At 68.2% G+C, this 16,214-nt stretch carries 16 protein-coding genes; 9 read left to right on the top strand and 7 right to left on the bottom strand.

Annotated elements, in window-relative coordinates; genetic code table 11:
- The first annotated feature begins 10 nt into the window (after positions 1-10).
- Positions 11-646 (top strand): TetR/AcrR family transcriptional regulator, encoded by a 636-nt coding sequence (locus KBY19_RS04915; protein WP_210965227.1) that lies wholly within the window; start codon positions 11-13, stop codon positions 644-646.
- A gap of 144 nt (positions 647-790) precedes the next feature.
- Here the strand turns inward: KBY19_RS04915 and KBY19_RS04910 are convergent, their stop codons facing one another.
- From KBY19_RS04910 to KBY19_RS04900, 3 genes are all read right to left on the bottom strand, one after another.
- Positions 791-1,243 (bottom strand): YbhB/YbcL family Raf kinase inhibitor-like protein, encoded by a 453-nt coding sequence (locus KBY19_RS04910; RefSeq protein ID WP_099881434.1) that lies wholly within the window; start codon positions 1,241-1,243, stop codon positions 791-793.
- A gap of 188 nt (positions 1,244-1,431) precedes the next feature.
- Positions 1,432-2,628 carry an MFS transporter gene (locus tag KBY19_RS04905; RefSeq protein ID WP_210965226.1) on the bottom strand — a complete coding sequence of 399 codons (1,197 nt, stop codon included), beginning with the start codon at positions 2,626-2,628 and terminating at the stop codon, positions 1,432-1,434.
- Between the two features lie 109 nt (positions 2,629-2,737).
- On the bottom strand, positions 2,738-3,286 hold the full coding sequence (locus KBY19_RS04900; protein ID WP_210965257.1) for an RNA 2'-phosphotransferase: 549 nt from the start codon (positions 3,284-3,286) through the stop codon (positions 2,738-2,740).
- A gap of 116 nt (positions 3,287-3,402) precedes the next feature.
- Between KBY19_RS04900 and KBY19_RS04895 the strand changes: the two genes are divergently transcribed.
- The gene (locus KBY19_RS04895; RefSeq protein ID WP_210965225.1) at positions 3,403-4,011 is read left to right on the top strand and encodes a hypothetical protein; all 609 of its coding nucleotides are present in this window, start codon (positions 3,403-3,405) and stop codon (positions 4,009-4,011) included.
- Between the two features lie 94 nt (positions 4,012-4,105).
- Here KBY19_RS04895 and KBY19_RS04890 read toward each other — a convergent pair whose 3' ends face one another.
- Together KBY19_RS04890 and KBY19_RS04885 are read right to left on the bottom strand one after the other, a co-directional pair.
- Positions 4,106-4,378: a DUF397 domain-containing protein gene (locus KBY19_RS04890; RefSeq protein WP_099881423.1), complete on the bottom strand. Its 273-nt coding sequence runs from the start codon at positions 4,376-4,378 to the stop codon at positions 4,106-4,108.
- Positions 4,375-5,199, bottom strand: coding sequence for a helix-turn-helix transcriptional regulator (locus KBY19_RS04885; RefSeq protein WP_210965224.1), 825 nt, complete (start codon positions 5,197-5,199; stop codon positions 4,375-4,377). Before KBY19_RS04885 ends, KBY19_RS04890 begins: the two co-directional genes overlap by 4 nt.
- 112 nt (positions 5,200-5,311) lie before the next feature.
- Between KBY19_RS04885 and KBY19_RS04880 the strand changes: the two genes are divergently transcribed.
- On the top strand, positions 5,312-5,737 hold the full coding sequence (locus KBY19_RS04880) for an ATP-binding protein (RefSeq protein ID WP_210957206.1): 426 nt from the start codon (positions 5,312-5,314) through the stop codon (positions 5,735-5,737).
- A 126-nt stretch (positions 5,738-5,863) separates the two neighbouring features.
- Here the strand turns inward: KBY19_RS04880 and KBY19_RS04875 are convergent, their stop codons facing one another.
- Positions 5,864-6,748, bottom strand: coding sequence for a DUF2268 domain-containing protein (locus KBY19_RS04875; RefSeq protein WP_210965223.1), 885 nt, complete (start codon positions 6,746-6,748; stop codon positions 5,864-5,866).
- A 386-nt stretch (positions 6,749-7,134) separates the two neighbouring features.
- Here KBY19_RS04875 and KBY19_RS04870 point away from each other — a divergent pair, with 386 nt between their 5' ends.
- Complete coding sequence (locus KBY19_RS04870) at positions 7,135-7,683, top strand: DUF1062 domain-containing protein (RefSeq protein WP_210965222.1); 549 nt, start codon at positions 7,135-7,137, stop codon at positions 7,681-7,683.
- Between the two features lie 54 nt (positions 7,684-7,737).
- On the opposite strand, the gene KBY19_RS04865 is transcribed toward KBY19_RS04870, so the two are convergent.
- Positions 7,738-8,238, bottom strand: coding sequence for a MarR family winged helix-turn-helix transcriptional regulator (locus KBY19_RS04865; protein WP_307843436.1), 501 nt, complete (start codon positions 8,236-8,238; stop codon positions 7,738-7,740).
- A 115-nt stretch (positions 8,239-8,353) separates the two neighbouring features.
- Here KBY19_RS04865 and KBY19_RS04860 point away from each other — a divergent pair, with 115 nt between their 5' ends.
- The 5 genes from KBY19_RS04860 (at position 8,354) to KBY19_RS04840 (ending at position 15,913) form a co-directional block, all read left to right on the top strand.
- Positions 8,354-9,142, top strand: coding sequence for an alpha/beta fold hydrolase (locus tag KBY19_RS04860; RefSeq protein WP_210965221.1), 789 nt, complete (start codon positions 8,354-8,356; stop codon positions 9,140-9,142).
- A gap of 429 nt (positions 9,143-9,571) precedes the next feature.
- Positions 9,572-10,027, top strand: a complete 456-nt coding sequence (locus KBY19_RS04855) for a hypothetical protein (protein ID WP_099881407.1) — start codon at positions 9,572-9,574, stop codon at positions 10,025-10,027.
- Between the two features lie 16 nt (positions 10,028-10,043).
- Positions 10,044-12,278 (top strand): hypothetical protein, encoded by a 2,235-nt coding sequence (locus KBY19_RS04850; protein ID WP_210965220.1) that lies wholly within the window; start codon positions 10,044-10,046, stop codon positions 12,276-12,278.
- 17 nt (positions 12,279-12,295) lie between these two features.
- On the top strand, positions 12,296-13,372 hold the full coding sequence (locus tag KBY19_RS04845; RefSeq protein WP_210957211.1) for a hypothetical protein: 1,077 nt from the start codon (positions 12,296-12,298) through the stop codon (positions 13,370-13,372).
- Positions 13,373-13,576: 204 nt separating this feature from the next.
- Entirely contained in the window at positions 13,577-15,913 is a 2,337-nt protein-coding gene (locus tag KBY19_RS04840; RefSeq protein WP_210965219.1) for a UvrD-helicase domain-containing protein, read from the top strand.
- The last annotated feature ends 301 nt before the right edge of the window (positions 15,914-16,214 follow it).

Raw genomic sequence — 16,214 nt, 5'->3', positions numbered from 1 at the left:
GGGGCCGGTGATGGCCACACGCGGACGGCCACGCGCCTTCGACCGGGACGCCGCGCTCGAACGCGCGATGCACGTCTTCTGGGAGCGCGGATACGAGGCCACCACGATGGCCGAGCTCACCGAGGCCATGGGCATCAGACCGCCGAGCCTCTACGCCGCCTTCGGCTCCAAGGAGGCCCTCTTCCGCGAGGCGGTGGAGCTGTACGGGCGCACCGACGGCACCGTCACCCCCCGCGCGCTGGCCGAGGCGCGCACGGCCCGCGAGGGCATCCACCAGGCGCTGCGCCGCAACGCCGTCGGCTACACCGAACCCGGCAGGCCACCCGGCTGCATGGTCGTCCTCGCCGCCACCAACTGCACCCCGGAGAACGCCGGCGTCAGCGCACTGCTGGCCGAGGACCGCCGGGCGATGGAGAGCAGTCTCCGCGAGCGCATGGACCGCGGCGTCGTGGAGGGCGACGTACCGGACGGCACCGACACCCGCACGCTGGCCTCGTTCTACGCGACCGTCCTGTTCGGCCTCTCCGTCCAGGCCAAGGACGGCGCCTCCCGCGACGAGCTGCTGTGTGTCGTGGAGGCCGCCATGGCGGCCTGGGACACGCTCACGGGCGCCGCGCCCCTCCCCCAGCCTCCGGCCGGGAGGTAACCCCAGGGGCACGGGAACTGCTCCCCCGGACTCCGTCCGGGAGGCGCCCCCACCAGCCGTGACCGACCCGCACCCGGCGCCCGGCAACCGACCGGCAGCGGCCCCCGACCGACAGCGGCACCCCTCGCCGGAACCGCCGGAGCCTCAGCGCTGGTAGAGCCCGACGATGTTGCCGCTGGCCAGCGCGGGGCCGTCCACCGCGCGGTGCACGTCCTCGGCGGAGGCGTTGTCGGGGATGCGCACCGCCTCGGGCAGGGCGTACAGCCGGAAGAAGTACCGGTGCGCCTCGTCCCCCGCCGGCGGTTGGGGGCCGCCCCAGCCGGATCCTCCGAAGCCGTTCGTGAGCGGGGTACCGCCCTGCGGGGTCTCCCCGGTGTCCACCGACCGCGCGGCCGGGTCGACGCCGGTCACCAGCCAGTGCACGAAGGTGCCCGACGGCGCGTCCGGGTCCTCGCACAGCAGCAGCAGTTCGGCGGTGCCGTCGGGCACCCCGGACCACTCCAGGGGCGGGGAGACGTCCTCGCCGTCGCGCGTGTAGCGGCGGGGGATCAAAGCGTGGTCGTTGAATGCCGAGGTGCTCAGCTCGATACCGGACATGCGCCTACGGGTATCCCGGGTGCGGCCCCCGGAATCGTGCCGTGGGCCAGGTAGCCGATGGGGAACCACCTTCCCGGCGGGACCCGTGAGGCAGGTGGGCAGCCGGTGATCGCCCTCCTCGCGCGGCGCCTCCGGCGAACTCTGCCCGCCCGGCGGAACGGGCACGAACGCGGGCCCCGGCAGCCCTTTCAGACCGCCGCCGTCCTCGCCGCAACCCGCCACAGGACGGCAGGCACCACCAGCAGTGCCACCGCGCCGCCCACCGTCAGCACCACCGACGGCGACGAACGGTCCAGCAGCGCGCCGCCGGCCAGCGCCCCCGTCGAGATGGTGGCCTGGAACGACGCGGTGAACAGCGTCGAGGACGCCTCCGCCTCCCCGGGAGCGGCCATGGCGAACAGCGTCCGGGAGCAGACCGGCACGGCCCCGTACCCCACGCCCCAGACCACCAGCAGCGCGAAAGCCCCCGCCTCCCACCGGCCCAGCACCGGCAGCAGCAGCGTCGCGACGGCGAGCGTCCCCGCCGCCGCACCGAACGCCGCGTACGGCCGACGGGCGGCAGCCGGACCGCCCACGAAGTTGCCGAGCATCCCGGCGGCCCCGAAGGCCAGCAGCGCCGCGGTGATCACTCCGGGGCCCGCCCGGGCGACCTGTTCCAGGAACGGCGTCACATACGTGTAGGCGCCGAAGTGCGCCAGCACGATCAGAAAGGTGACCAGCAGCGCGAACCGCGTACCGCCCCGGCCGAGTTGCCGGCCGAGCGTACGCAGCCGGGTGACCTGTTCGGGCGGCAGCGGCGGCACCACCGACAACAGCGCGGCGAAGACCGCCAGCGACAGCGCCCCCATCGCCGCGAACGCCGTACGCCACCCCGCCACATCCCCCACGAACGTGCCCAGCGGCACCCCGAGCACCGAGCCCAGCGGCACCGCCGCGAAGATCACCGCCGTCGCCCGCCCCACCGAGGGCGCCGCGACCAGCCGCGGCGCCAGGCCCGCGCCGATCGACCAGAACCCACCGATCGTGACCCCCACCGCGGCGCGCGAGGCGAGAATCCACCCGTAGTCGTCGGCCGTCGCGGCGACGAAGTTGGCCAGCGCCAGCAGCAGCATGAACGCGCACAGCATCCGCCGCCGGTCCACGCGTGCTGTCGCCACCGTCACCAGCGGTGCGGAGACCGCCGCCAAGAAGCCCGGCATCGTCATCATCAGCCCGGCCATACCGTCCGAGACGGTGAAGTCGGCCCCGATCGAGGTGAGCAGCCCGATGGGCAGGATCTCCGTCGTGACGAGGGAGAACAGCCCCGCCATCACCGAGATCACGGCCGACCACGATGTGAGCGGCGACCCCTTCGCCGGCTGTTCCTTCGTGAGCACTGTTTCCATGCCCACGAGTCCAGCAAGGCCCCCGCGCGAGGGCTGGCGGAAACCCGCCCTCAACGATGTCTCGGTGGACGTCTCGGCGGACGTATCGGTGGGCGTACTGGCGGAGGTCTCAGCGAGGGAAGCCGAGACAGCGAGGGGGCACCGCAGCGGTCAGCCACACGCCGTTCTCGCTCCGCCGGAAGATATGGCCCTGCTCGTGCATGTACCCCGCGGCGACCGTCAGCACCACCGCACGGCCCCGGCGGGCCCCCACCCGGGTCGCCGTCTCGCGATCCGCCGACAGGTGCACGGCATGCCGCGCCATGGGGCGCAGCCCCTCCGCGCGGATGGCGGCGAGAAAACGGGGCACAGTGCCGTGAAAGAGCACATGCGGCGGCGCCAGCTCGGGGAGCTCCAACTCGACAGCGACGGTGTGCCCTTGGTTGGCCCGAATGCGGCTGCCGTCCTCGGAAAGGGCGTAGCGCTGCTTGTCGTTGGTCGCCACCACCTCTCCGAGCTCCGCCCGCGTGACGGGGAAACCGTGCGCCGCGGCGGCGTCCAGCAACTCATCGACAGCGGCCCAGCCCCGCGGGTCGAGCCTGAGCCCGATGCGCGCGGGGTCATGGCGCAGATGGCGCGCCAGAAACTTGGATACGCGGACGTTCCGCTTCTCGTTCATGTACGACTCGTTCATGTACGACGAGGATGGCCCGGGTCCGGCATCGGCCGCACCGGGATATCGCCGGGCGCGAGGCGTCCCGCTTCGTTGTCGGTGCCCGGAATTAGAGTCGCGCCATGAGTTCAGCACTGAGTCTTTACCTGCTCGACGTCGCTGCCACCCGCGCCCTCGTGGGCTCCCGCGACGAGCAACTCCTGGAAGTCATACGCACCAACTTCGCCGAGGACCTCGAACGCGACGACGACTCCTTCAGCTTCGAGATCGAACGCGGCGCGCCCAGCGCGTACGAGGCGCTCACCGCCGTCGTCAACGGTGGCCCCTTCAGCGAGAAGGAGGATCACGCCTTCCAGTACGGCTACGCCTACCGGCGGCTGTGTGACCTCACCGGTTCGTTCCTGCCCAACGACTGTTTCACCCCGCACCGCGGCGACTGGCTCTCCGTCGTGGACGAGGGCCTGGAAGCCCTGCGCATCACCGCCGTATCCGTGGAGGAGTTCAGCTTCTCCGACTTCCCCGAGCCGCTTCCCTGGACCCACATGCCCGGCTGCGGCACCTGGACACCGCAGCAGATAGCCAAGGCGCTGGAGCAGTTCGAGGCCACGAAGGCGGCGGGGCACGCCCCGCCGCTCGAACCGGACGTCGTCGATGCCGTGATGCAGTGCCTCGACTGGATGCGGTACGCCGAAGCCCGGGAGGGCTTCGGCGTCATCGGCTTCCGCTCGTAGGGCTGCTGCCAGCCCCTGCGGGGCGTCTGCCCGCTGCGGGTCTGTTTGTGGCTGGGCGCGCCGTTCCCCGCGCCCCCTTCGGGGCGCGTCCCCGTCAGCGTCGGTGTGCGGCGTACGCCGTGAACTGCGCCCAGGCCGCTGGCGTGAGAGTGAGGGTCGGACCGGCGGGGTTCTTGGAGTCGCGGATGTGAACCTGGGCGTCGGGGCAGGTGGCGACCTCCAGGCAGGCGCCGCCTTCGTCGCCGCTGTAGCTGGACTTGCGCCAGTCGTAGGCGACCTCCAGGCAGGCGCCGCCTTCGCTGCCGCTGTAGCTCGACTTGAACCACGCCAGGTTGTCGGTGCCGGGTGTGGACTGTGCTTCGCTCATGCCTCTCCTACCAACCGGTCCAACAGGCTTCTGGACTCTTCGATGTTGAGAGCCTGGGTTCGCAGCATCGCATATTTTCGCGTAAGGATGCCGACCTCATTTGCGTCTGAGACGAGGATGCTTCCGCGCTGTGTCTCCATGTAGCCCAAACTCTCGTGGTCCGGAGTCCCCAGCAAGATGAAGGGGCCATTGAGCCCGGCATGGGTTTCGCGTCCGAGCGGCATGACTTGGATCGACAGCCCCGGCAGGTCGGCATCCTGCCGGAGGCGGCGTAGCTGCTCCCGCCGCACGAGGTCGCCGCCGATGCGATCCAACAGTACGGCCTCGGAGATGACGAAGCTCGCGGAGGGCGGAACCTTCCGTTGGAGAACGGCCTGACGGTCGATGCGCCCGGCGACCTGGACCTCGATCTCGTCGGCGTCCAGCGGCGGCTCCTTGCTCCGGAAGACCGCGCGGGCATACTCCTCGGTCTGCAACAGGCCGGGCAGTACCTGGTTCTCGAACCAGTCGATGGCCAAGGCCTCCTGCTCCCGGTCGATGAACTCTTCCGCCCACAGCGGATACTTGTCCATCTCCGGCATGTGCTTGACCGCGACCGCCAGGGCGCCCTTCGTATCGAGGAGCTCGTCCAGCTGTTCGGCGAGGTCGCTCTTCAGGGCGCGGCGGCCCTGCTCGATGGAGGCGACGGTTTCCTCTTCCGCGCATACCAGCCGGGCAAGGGACCGTTGCGTGTAGCCCGCCGCGCGGCGATAGTTGGCGAGGAGTTGGCCCACCATCTTCATGGCGGAGGCGTTCTTCGTACGCTTTTTGGGTTGTGGCATGACCGTGTCTCTCCCCCAACCGGCCCGGGGTTGACCGGTACTGAACCCGTACAACGGATCTGTACGAGTGGAACCGGTGTTGAGCGTAAACAAGAGACGCGACTGTTCTCATATGAACCGCGAAACTCACCTCCCGCATTTCCGGGAGCACTTCTATCGGCGGGAGCGGCGCTCAGTTCCCCGTGCGCGGGCCTTCGTGAGGGCCGCGCTCAGTGGTTGGGGTGTCAGCGAGCGCAGCGACGACGTACTGCTGTGCGTCAGCGAGATGGCGACGAACGCGCTGCTGCACGGGGTGCCGCCGGGGCGGGGATTTCGGGTGATGCTTTGGCTGGAGCATGACGGACTGTTGCGAATTGAGGTGCACGACAGCGGGGAGGGAACGCCGCGCTTGTCGTGCGTCGACGACGAGGCGGAAACCGGTCGCGGACTGCTGCTGCTCGAAATGCTGGCGGACAAGTGGGGAGTGGGGGAGCGGAGCCCGGGAAAGGTGGTCTGGGCGGAATTCGCGGGGTGCTGTGCGCGACCCCGGCGTCATTGAAGGGACGCCGAAAGGAAGACCGTGCCGGCGAGCGTCGGCCCCGAGCCGGCAGCCGCCGCCGCGGTGGCGCTGCGGCGGCGGCTGGTTCGGGGGACCGGTCCCGTCCCCCACTCCCTCGTTCCGGTGTCACCCGCGGCTGAGGGTGGCGGCGATGATCTCGGAGCTGTCCGCGTGCAGGGCCTGTGCCGCCGTCTGCCCGGTTGCCGCCAGGTAGGTGTCGACCAGTCTGTTGCCCGCGGCGTACCCGGCGCCCATCGGCAGTCCCACCGGGGTGAGACCGAAGCGCTCGGCGCTGGGGTCGCCGTGCACCCAGGCGGAGAAGTTCTCCATGCCTGTCACGTCGAGCCCGGTGAGCACCTTGCTGAAGACCTCGTCGTCGTGCAGGTGCGGCACGCCGATACGGGCGGGGCCGAGTTCGTCGCCGTAGAGCTGCCGGGCGAAGGCGTCGGCCAGGCCCTCGGAGACGATGTGCTCGCCGACCGTGACGGTCGTCGGATCCCACACGACGCCGCCCGGGCCGAACCGCAGGTTGTGGTGGAGTTCGTGGACGGCGGTGGCCTCCAGCCGCTCCACGTTCTCGGGGAAGGGCCAGAACGTGATGGCGATGTAGCCGGAGATGCCGCCGAACCCGGTCAATCCTTTGCAGGGACCCATGAAGTGCTCGTCACTCGGATCGCCGAGCACGAGCGCCACGGTGATGTCCGGAGCCTCCAGCCCCGGCGTCGCCTCCAGCAGTACGGCGAGGGCGTCGTCGAGTGCGCGTTGCATCCGCTCCCGGGCCCCGGCCGCAGCCAGGGTTTCGACCGCGTCGAGGCAGCGCTCCTCGTCGCGGTCGAGGGGGAACCCGGAGGTTTGGCGATGTATGCCCACCAGGTCGACCTCGCCGGGGTAGTAGCGGTACATGCCCTGGATGGGTTCCAGCATCGAACGCAGCAGGTCGACGCGGTCTGCGGCGGGGGCCGTCAGAATCCGCTTCATGGCGGAGCAGGTGTCAAGAACGGTGATCGACATGGCCGCGAGGCTAGAAGTTGACGCAGCGTAAAGGGCAAGTCCCGGTCCCCCGGTCCCCGGTGCTGCTCGTCGAGACGCGGCCGACCTGGCGCCGTCCCCCTTCCCGTCTCGTCACCTCATGACCGGCATTCGGGTGCGGGTGCCGCTCCGCTCGGCCCAGGCAGGGCTCCCTCGACCCCATGGCGAGCCAAAGCGGCCCGCCTCGCCCGAAAACCGGTGGATCCGCGCTCGGGTGTGCCGCTAGCGTGCTCCCGCTCCTGTCGCCTGGCCGAGGACGTGCCGTTGTACATCCAGTGAGATCTCCCGAGTGCTGATTGGTCGCGCGTCGCGTATGTGCGCCGCGCTGCTTCTTGCTGCGGACTTCTCACTGGAACCGGTGTACTTTCGTGCCCGAAAACTGGGTGGTCGTGCCCATCTGCCTGCCTGTCATTCTCCGCCGCTGCCACGTATGCGCCTCCGCGCGCTTCCGGGCGACCGGCAGATTCCGCGTCAACGCACACCACAAGCTCCTCGACGTCTGGCTCCTCGCGCTGTGCACCGTGTGCGGGGGGACCACCAAGCTCACCGTCCTGGAACGAGTGAACGTGCGCTCCATACGGTCCGAGCTGCTGGACCGGCTGCACCACAACGACCCCGATCTGGCAGCCGAGCTGCTCCAGGACCCGGCCATGCGGCGCCGCAACCGCGTCGCCCTCGACTGGGACAGCGCCTGGCGTCTCCACACCGGCGGATCGGCTCGGCTGGAGGACGAGGCGATCGATGTCGCGGTCCGTTTCGCGGCGCGGATACCTGTCCGACCGGTGCGGCTGATCGCTGAAGGTTTCGGCTTGTCGCGAGCCGAGGTCGAGAGACTGATCGCCGAGGGGCGTCTCGTATCGGCGGTCCGGCTGAGCGGAAAGCTGTCCGGCGACTTCACCTTCACGCTCAAACGCTGAGTCCCACGGGTGTCCCCTGGGGTGTCCCCCGGGAGCGGGGCCTGTCCGGCAGGATCAGCCGGACAGGCCCTGGTCGACGTCCACGTCGGCCAGCCCGTCGAGCATGCGGGAGAGGACTTTCACGCAGGCGTTCAGCTCGGCTTCTGTCAGATCGTCGGCCACCTGACTCAGGAGGCTGCGTTCGCGGGCGTGGAGAGCGGTCATCGCGGCCTCGCCCGCGGGCGTCAGGCGGATGAGGGGAGAGCGCCGATGGGCGGGGTTGGGGGTGGCCTCGGCCAGTCCCCGTTCCGCCGCGTCGTTGACCATCCGCTGGACGAACTGCCGGCTCAACGCCTGGGCGCGGCCCATCTGCGGCACCGTCATGGGGCCCTTCTCGCGCAACAGGTCCAGGACGGCACGTACCCCGACGGAGAGTCCTTCGGTGGGGGCGAGTTGTTCCACCCTGCGGTGTGCCCGCCGGTAGAGCGGGCCCACCAGCGCGTACACCTCGGCGAGCCGGGTGGCGAGTTCGTCCGGAGGGAGGGGGGTCTTCGGTGGTGCGTCGTGGTCGGTCACCGCTCCAGGATGACACCTTGGTTGCCAACTTTGGTGAGTGAATGACATCTTGGTTGTCATGACGGATCGTGGCGAACGACCCCGAACCCCTTCCTTCCGGACCCACTTTCTCCGGATGCCGCACGGCTCCCTGGCCTACCGCGACGAGGGAAGCGGCCCCACCCTGGTACTGCTCCACGGCGGTTACCTCGACCACGGCATGTGGGAGCAACAGATAGCGGCCTTCGCTCGGCACCACCGCGTCATCGCACCGGACGCGCGGGGACACGGCGCCTCCTCGAACGCGGCGACGCCGTTCCGGCACACCGACGACCTGGCCGCACTGCTGCACCACCTCGACACCGCTCCGGCCGTACTGGCCGGCGTCTCGATGGGCGGTGCCACGGCCGTCGACACCGCACTCGAACACCCCCGGCTCGTCCGCGCGGTGGTGATCACCGGAGGCGGAACCAGCGAGCCCACCTTCGAGGACCCGTGGAGCCTGGAGGTACTGGCCGAACAGCAGCGGGCGCTGGCCACCGGCGACGTCGAGGGCTGGGTCGAAGCCCACCTGCGCTTCGCGGTGGGCCCGCACCGGGCACCCGAAGACGTCCGCCAGGACGTACTGCGGTCGCTGCGGGAGATGGCGCTGCACACCGTCTCCAAGCACACCGCCGACGAACCGGACCACCACGTGCCCGTCCCGGACACCTGGAAGCGCGCCGCCGGCATCGACGTCCCGGTGCTGGCCATCGACGGAGCCCTCGACTCGCCCGACCACCTCGCCATGGCCCGCCGCCTGACCAGCACCGTCCGCGACGGCCACTCCACCACCGTCGCCCACGCGGCCCACTACCCCAACATGGAAGAACCCGCCTCCTACAACACCCACCTCACCACCTTCCTGACGCACCTGCCGGGCTAGGAGCCCTCCGGGGGACGGCCTGGGGATCAGGGACCGGTGCGAGGTCGAGCTTCCGACGGCGGGGAGAACTCCGACCGAGCCGAAGGCCGCCCACGTGCCGGCCGATCACACCGGGCTCGGATTACATCGGCTGCAGATCGAGACGCCAACGGACAGTACTGCGCTGCTGCGCTCCACCGAACTCCAACGGCCGCGCCCGCAAAGGGCGCTGCGCTCCTTGTTCGGGGATACCTGGCCCGGGATATCCCTCACTCTCCGCTCGCCGCAGTAGCGTTCGGTAATAGTGCCTGTTAGCTTTGGGGAACGCTTTCGGACGGTCGCACAACAGGCCGGCCCCACTGCGGGGGCGGACCAAGAGGGGCGTCGAGCCGGTTGTGCCCGGAAAGGCAACAGGCCGTCCGCATTCAGGAGGAGGGGGAGAGCGGAGCCATGGGGGGCGACGCAACACCGGACAAGAATCCCACCCCGGGAACAAAACCGGGTGGACATCTGCCGCAGAACTCCGACTTGGTCAACTCGGAGTCGCAGAAGAGGGCTGCGGCACGCTACATCGCGGAGACCTTGGGCCCGGAGACACACAAGGCGGGCTCGAAAGCCGACGGAGACACCGAGACCCTCACAGGAAACCCGCAGAGCCCGACGGGAAGCGGGAAGCTCCACGGTTGGGAGGTGTGGACCGGCATACGTCACCGCCTGACGGTCTGGCGTAAGCACCACAAGCACCTCACCCGGAGCCTGTCCCACGAGCGTGAGGCCCTGTTGGATGTCAACAAGGTCCTCAACAATACCGACATCGACACCAATAACCGCATCAACTCGGCGGCCCCGGGAATCGACTCGACGGCGCCCGGACTTCGACCCAAGAGCGGGCTTGACAAGTTTTGAGGGGGGTGGCAGCGGCATGGCGATTTCTTACGAGGACATCATCAACTCGGATCTCGGTGACCTGGAGACGGCCGCCAAGTCCTGGGAGACGATGGGCAAAAGGTTCGGAACTCTGGGCGGCCACTACAGGGATCACGTTCGGGCAGCTGTGGATGCCGATAGCTGGCAGGGCAAGGCGGCGCACAAGTTCGGACAGTGGGGGCGGAAGACAGCCGAGGAGTACGACCAGGCCAAGGGCGAGGCACACGGCGTGGCTGCTCTGCTGAGGCTGGCGCACGCCACTCTGACCGCCCGCAAGAAGGCCGTGGAAGCCGTTCGCGACGATGCTCAGGACGAGGGCCTGGACGTCGACTCCAGAGGCCGCTGCACGATGAACCTCGAGAAGGTCGAGGCGAAGAAGGGCAAGAAGGTCGCTGATGAGTACCGCGAGGACAAGCAGGCCCGGGCGATGGCAGAGGAAAATTGGAATAAGGCGATAAAGAAAGCTGTCAGGGAAACGCAAGAGGCAGACGCAGCCTTGAAGGAAATCTTCATGGCCGACCCGAAGGAGCCGGAGAGGGGCTTGCCCAACGGGTTCAACGGTGCCATCGGTGACGAAGCGGTGAAGAAAAGCGCGAAGCGCGCCGCTGAGACCTACAAGGACATCAGGGACGGTAAAAACCCGTCGCCCGAAGAGCTGCGTGAGGCCGGCATCCTGGCCCGGGGGCTCGATGACGACCCTGTTTTCAGCCGTACATTGATCAACTCCATCGGAGGCCCGGAAGGCCTCATCAAGACCCACAATCGACTCGACGACCTGGCCTACGCAGATGACACGGACCGGAAGAAGACCTTCCTGTCACTGGACAAAGGTCTTGCCGTGAACCTCGCGTCCGCCACCAAAGAGCCGAATACGGCTTTCTACAAAGAGTTCCAGGCCAAAATGCGAGATGTCGGCCTGAAAAAATATGACATGAAGCTGGTGGCCCAGGACCCTGGGGATGCCCCGGGCCCTGGGCCGGTCCGTGGCTACCAAAGCCTTGTCTCCCTGATGCAACGCGGCGACGATGACTATGGCAAACAGTTCCTGACCGATACGGCTGATTCTATCCGCGTTGCTGAGGACGAGGACAAGAACGGTGACCCGGATGTCTGGGATCTGCAAGGGAATTTCGACGGAAAGAAGTACGCACACTTTGCCAATGACCCCTATGACGGGATTCTTGACGTCATGTCAAGGCAACCCGATGTGGCGACGGAGTACCTTGACCCTGGCGAGCCGGGCGAAAAGGGCAAGAATGACAATCTTGCGTACTTGCTGAACGACCGGAACTGGAAGACCGTCGACGGGGGTCCGGTAAGCCCGGACGGGAGCGACCCGGACCAAGAGACCAGTCACTCGCGGCAAGGGCTTGCGCATGCGTTGGAGGCAGCGGCCACAGGCGAGCAGCCGCAGGACATCAAAGAGCCAGCCCGTCTGGATGCTACACATACGAAGGCAGAAGCCAGGGTTATGAACCGAGCGATCGAATTCCTGGATCCTGGTCAAGGGGGAGGAGCCATTCACCCTAACTTGCAGGAACCCATGGCAAATGCATTGGCTGATTATGCGCCTGACACTCACAGAAGTTTGTACAGTGCAGATAACGTCCGGGACGATCCCTCTGTGAGCGGTTCTGAGGGGGATGCCCAACTATCCGCCAGCCCGGAGAAACTCATCCGTGTCATGAGAGGGGCTTCGGAATCTCCTGATGCCTATTCAAAGATTTACGACGCGGAGCGCGCGCAAATCCAACAGGGTATAGCCAAACTGCCTGATGGTTTGACTCCGGAGCACGAGGATGTTATTGACCAAATGCGGCGTGCCGGTGCTGGAATGGGTGCCATGGAGGCGATCAAGGAAGATATCGTTGGCGACGAGGCCAATGATGAGCTGGACAAAATTCAATGGAAGGCAAAAATCAAATACCATGTCATCGGTGGGCTTGTGACTCCGGTGGGAGGCGGCCGGGGAGACCCGTTGCAGCGATTCGTCGATACGTGGGCCTGGGAGGATGCGAACGAGGAAAGTGCGGCCGTAAGAAAAGCGCTCAATGAAGAAAATACGGATCTGTGGCTTTCCTCGGACTTCCAAATCCGCAATATGGTGAACCGCTGGGCCACGTCTTCCGGGCACAGTGAAGACGACCCCAGCGTGACTAATTTGACGGCTCGAGAAGCGATGGGGCAGCGCAATGACGCACGCCGGGATGCGTCCCAATATCTGAAGTAGTGAGGCGGAGGCGAGCGTTGCAGCGCAAATATGTGATGGTGTCCTTCATTGCCTTCTGCTGCGTCATGGCCGGGGCGGTGCTGGTGGCTCGGGAGACAAAAGGCGAAGAATTCAAGGCGCTATGCAAAGGTGTTGTACGGGAAGAAACTGCTCGTGCAGCCATCGGTGACGGGGAAATCAAGAGATTCCGAGTCGATGATGACGGCCTGTCAAGAAGCAGCGGGTTGCCAGTGGAATGCGGCGCCAGAGCAAAAGATCGGTCACGGTACGTGACATTTTCGGTAGGGTCCTCTGAATTCTCCTCTCGGGTTCTCGATCAGACCTTGCATGACAACTTGTTTATCGGGGATATTTCTTCTCCCTTGGGTGCGAAGTGGCCAGGGACTTTTACTTTGGAGAGCCCAGGTATCGCACATGCCACCGTAATGCTCGAATGCGGCTCCGGGCAACAGGATTACTTGCTGCTCAACATCAAGTCATTGTTTTCCGATACGGACACCGACTTCTCCGAAAGTAAGGGTGAGAGGCTCAGGCTGGCTCAGGCGGCTGCTTCTATGAGTAAGGAAGCGGACAAGCGGTGGAATTGTGGAGCCCAGTTGGGCAAGGAACTCCGCAAAGCGCCTGCCGACCCGCTCAGAAGCCATCGTGAACCACTGTCCGAGGCGACCGGGACATGCCGCAGCATGCGGCAGCTTGCTCCGGCCGCCAAGAAGTGGGGCATCACGCGGGCTATTGGTACCGCAGCGGTCGAGGAGGCTCCGACTCAGGACTGTCTTCTTGTCAACGACGAGGGGAAAAAGGTCTACCGGTTGTCGACCTTGAGCGGCCCGCTCGCCCAGGGCTATCGATTTTCAAGCGGCGTTCTGGGCGAGGTGAACGGGAAGGCGGGCCGGTCCGAACAGAGCTCCGGTTGGGCCTGGGCCAGTGCCAAGTGCCCTGAGGGGCAACCGTCGGCGTTGTTCACCGCCGCCAGCATGCGTAACGGCGACGAGGACCGCCTCGAGGTGAGCCCCGCGTTCGAGCGGGACCTCCTGAAGGCGTTCGGGTCGGACATGGCCGCGCTGCACGGGTGCGAGAAGCCGACCCTCCCCTGAGGGGCTGGATGAGGAGCCCAGCCGTTCTCGGGGGTGGGGCCCTCGCGTGAAGGGCAGCCGCACCCATTGCCTCATCGCCGGTCCTCCGCAAGGGGCCACCAGGGCGCCGCACCAGCGCAGTGGCCCCCCGTCCGCACGTCTCCGCGATGTGGAATCGCGTACGGTTGACGGCTGCCCTAAGGAACGCAGAAGGGGGCCGCCGCGTTGAACGCGCAGCACAGAGCGGAGCCAGAGACCATCCGTGACCGCGAGGTCGACGCGGAGCAACAGCATCTCGACCGGGTGTACCGGAGGCTGGAGGAGAAGATCCATGAGGCGGAGTTCCTCATGGACGACGCCTCCAAGCGCGCCCAGGTGGGCACACCTGGCTCGCTCGCCGAGCGCGATGCCCAGGTTTTCCGGGCCGGGGTTCATCTCAATCGGCTCAACAGCGAGTTCGAGGACTTCCTCTTCGGCCGGATCGATCTGCTGGAGGGCAGGACGGGCGAGCGCGGACCGGACGGGGCCTACACCTCCGTGGAGCCGGCGGAGGGGGCCGTCCGGGAGGAGGGCGGCGAGCAGCTGGCCGATATCGCCGAGACGCTGCACATCGGGCGGCTCGGCGTGCTGGACGCCGACTACGCGCCGCTGGTCATCGACTGGCGTGCCCCGGCTGCCGCGCCCTTCTACCGTTCCACTCCGGTGGCCCCCGGACGGGTCGTGCGGCGTCGGGTCATCCGCAGCAAGGGGCGGCGGGTGCTGAGCGTCGAGGACGATCTGCTGCGTCCCGAGCTGAAGGCCCGGCTGGCGGGGGAGGAGCTGGCCGTGGTCGGGGACGGGGCGTTGATGGCGGCGCTCGGGCAGGCCCGCAGCCATACGATGCGGGACATCGTCGCCTCCATCCAGGCCGAGCAGGACGAGGTGGTCCGCGCCCCCGCCGCCTCCGTCACCGAGGTGGAGGGCGGGCCGGGGACGGGGAAGACCGCGGTGGCCCTGCACCGTGCCGCCTATCTGCTCTACCAGGACCGGCGGCGCTACGCGGGCGGAATCCTGATCGTCTCGCCGACCCCGCTGCTGGTCTCCTACACCGAAGGTGTGCTGCCCTCGCTGGGGGAGGAGGGGCAGGTGGCCATCCGGGCGCTCGGCTCGCTGGCCGAGGAGACCACGGGCGCGGAGGCGACGACGTACGACGAACAGAGCGTCGCCCGCGTCAAGGGCTCGGTGCGGATGGTGAAGGTGCTGCGCAAGGCGGCCCGTGGGGTGTTGGAGCTGGGGTTGCGTACGCCGGTGCCCCAGCGGCTGCGGGTGGTCGCCTTCGGGGCCCGTGTGGAGCTGGACGCGGATGAGCTGGCAGCCGTACGGCAGCAGGTTCTCGGCGGTACGGCGCCGGTCAACCTGATGCGTCCCCGGGCGCGGAAGCTGCTGCTGGACGCGCTGTGGGAGAAGGCCGGGGCGCGTCGCCGGTACGACGACGAGGAACTGGCCGCCGAGGCCCGGCAGGGGTTCGACGAGGACATCGCGGGCGAGGACGACTTCCGTATCTTTCTCGACGCGTGGTGGCCGGAGCTCACCCCGCGCCAGGTGCTGGGCGCCATGGCGGACGAGGGGCGGCTGGCGCGCTGGTCGCGGCGCGTGCTGCGGCCCGGTGAGGCCCGCACGCTGGCGCGCGCCCTCGCCGCGCGCCTCACCCCGCAGGGCGAGGGCCCGCTGTCGGTGCACGACATCGCGCTCCTGGACGAGCTGCGCACCCTGCTGGGTGCGCCCGCGCGCCCGAAGAAGCGGGAAGTGGACCCGTTGGACCAGCTCACCGGGTTGGAGGAGCTGACCACTGCCGCGGACCGGGACGGCGCGGGACGGCGGGAGCGGGTGGCCGAGCGGCACCCGCAGGAACGTACGGAGTACGCGCACGTCATCGTCGACGAGGCGCAGGATCTGACGCCCATGCAGTGGCGCATGGTCGGCCGACGCGGCCGGCACGCCACCTGGACCGTCGTCGGCGACCCCGCGCAGTCCTCCTGGACCGACCCCGACGAGGCCGCGGCGGCACGGGACGAGGCGCTCGGGAAGCGGCCCCGGCGCCGCTTCGAGTTGACGGTCAACTACCGCAACCCGGCCGAGTTGGCCGTTCTCGCCGACCGGGTGCTCGCGCTGGCCATGCCCGGCGTCGCGCCGCCCCGCGCGGTTCGCTCCACCGGCGTCGAGCCCGGATTCACCGTGGCGGGCGACGACCTGGGCGCCTCGGTGCGGGAGAGCGCCGCCCGGCTCCTGGCGGAGGTCGAGGGGACGGTGGGCGTGGTGGTGGCCATGCGGCGGCGGGAGGAGGTGCGCGAGTGGCTCGCGGGACTGGGGGAGCGGGTCGTGGCGCTCGGCAGCCTGGAGGCCAAGGGTCTGGAGTACGACGCGGCGCTCGTCGTCTCGCCCGCGGAGATCGCGGACGAGTCGCCGGCCGGGCTGCGGGTGCTGTACGTCGCCCTGACGCGGGCGACGCAGCGACTGCAGGTGCTGAGTGCTCCCGCCGACCTCCCCGACGCCGAGGGCGTTCCCGACCTGCTGCGGGACTGATCGCGACCGAGCGGGACCGAGAGGACCGACGGGCGGGACCGCGGGGACCGACGGGGCGAAGAGGCCTCGAAAACGGTCCGGCAACGGGGGTCCGGCAACGGGGAATCAGGGGCGCGGGGCGTTTGTTAGCCTGGGTGTGGCACCGGCCCGATCCATGCCCCCGGGCCCAACCATAGGCGCTTCGAGCGCCCACTTGCCGCGAGGCGAGCTGGCGGGTCGGTGTCACTTACACGTCATGAGAGGGCTCCCGTCGAAGCCGATGGGAGCCCTCTTTTTCACTGTGCGGTCCGGGGTGTCGGCG

Source organism: Streptomyces sp. B15 (genome assembly GCF_018070605.1).
Taxonomy (GTDB): Bacteria; Actinomycetota; Actinomycetes; order Streptomycetales; family Streptomycetaceae; genus Streptomyces; species Streptomyces smyrnaeus.
Note: the sequence above shows the minus strand (reverse complement) of the source record. Positions and strands in the feature narration are given on the sequence as shown.

Excerpts from the sequence above, each read along its gene's own strand:
- KBY19_RS04885 (WP_210965224.1), bottom strand. The coding sequence starts at position 5,199 with ATGCCACAACCCAAAAAGCGTACGAAGAACGCCTCCGCCATGAAGATG.
- KBY19_RS04880 (WP_210957206.1), top strand. The coding sequence starts at position 5,312 with ATGAACCGCGAAACTCACCTCCCGCATTTCCGGGAGCACTTCTATCGG.
- KBY19_RS04910 (WP_099881434.1), bottom strand. The coding sequence starts at position 1,243 with ATGTCCGGTATCGAGCTGAGCACCTCGGCATTCAACGACCACGCTTTG.
- KBY19_RS04905 (WP_210965226.1), bottom strand. The coding sequence starts at position 2,628 with ATGGAAACAGTGCTCACGAAGGAACAGCCGGCGAAGGGGTCGCCGCTC.
- KBY19_RS04915 (WP_210965227.1), top strand. The coding sequence starts at position 11 with ATGGCCACACGCGGACGGCCACGCGCCTTCGACCGGGACGCCGCGCTC.
- KBY19_RS04890 (WP_099881423.1), bottom strand. The coding sequence starts at position 4,378 with ATGAGCGAAGCACAGTCCACACCCGGCACCGACAACCTGGCGTGGTTC.
- KBY19_RS04850 (WP_210965220.1), top strand. The coding sequence starts at position 10,044 with ATGGCGATTTCTTACGAGGACATCATCAACTCGGATCTCGGTGACCTG.
- KBY19_RS04900 (WP_210965257.1), bottom strand. The coding sequence starts at position 3,286 with ATGAACGAGAAGCGGAACGTCCGCGTATCCAAGTTTCTGGCGCGCCAT.
- KBY19_RS04860 (WP_210965221.1), top strand. The coding sequence starts at position 8,354 with ATGCCGCACGGCTCCCTGGCCTACCGCGACGAGGGAAGCGGCCCCACC.
- KBY19_RS04855 (WP_099881407.1), top strand. The coding sequence starts at position 9,572 with ATGGGGGGCGACGCAACACCGGACAAGAATCCCACCCCGGGAACAAAA.
- KBY19_RS04895 (WP_210965225.1), top strand. The coding sequence starts at position 3,403 with ATGAGTTCAGCACTGAGTCTTTACCTGCTCGACGTCGCTGCCACCCGC.
- KBY19_RS04875 (WP_210965223.1), bottom strand. The coding sequence starts at position 6,748 with ATGTCGATCACCGTTCTTGACACCTGCTCCGCCATGAAGCGGATTCTG.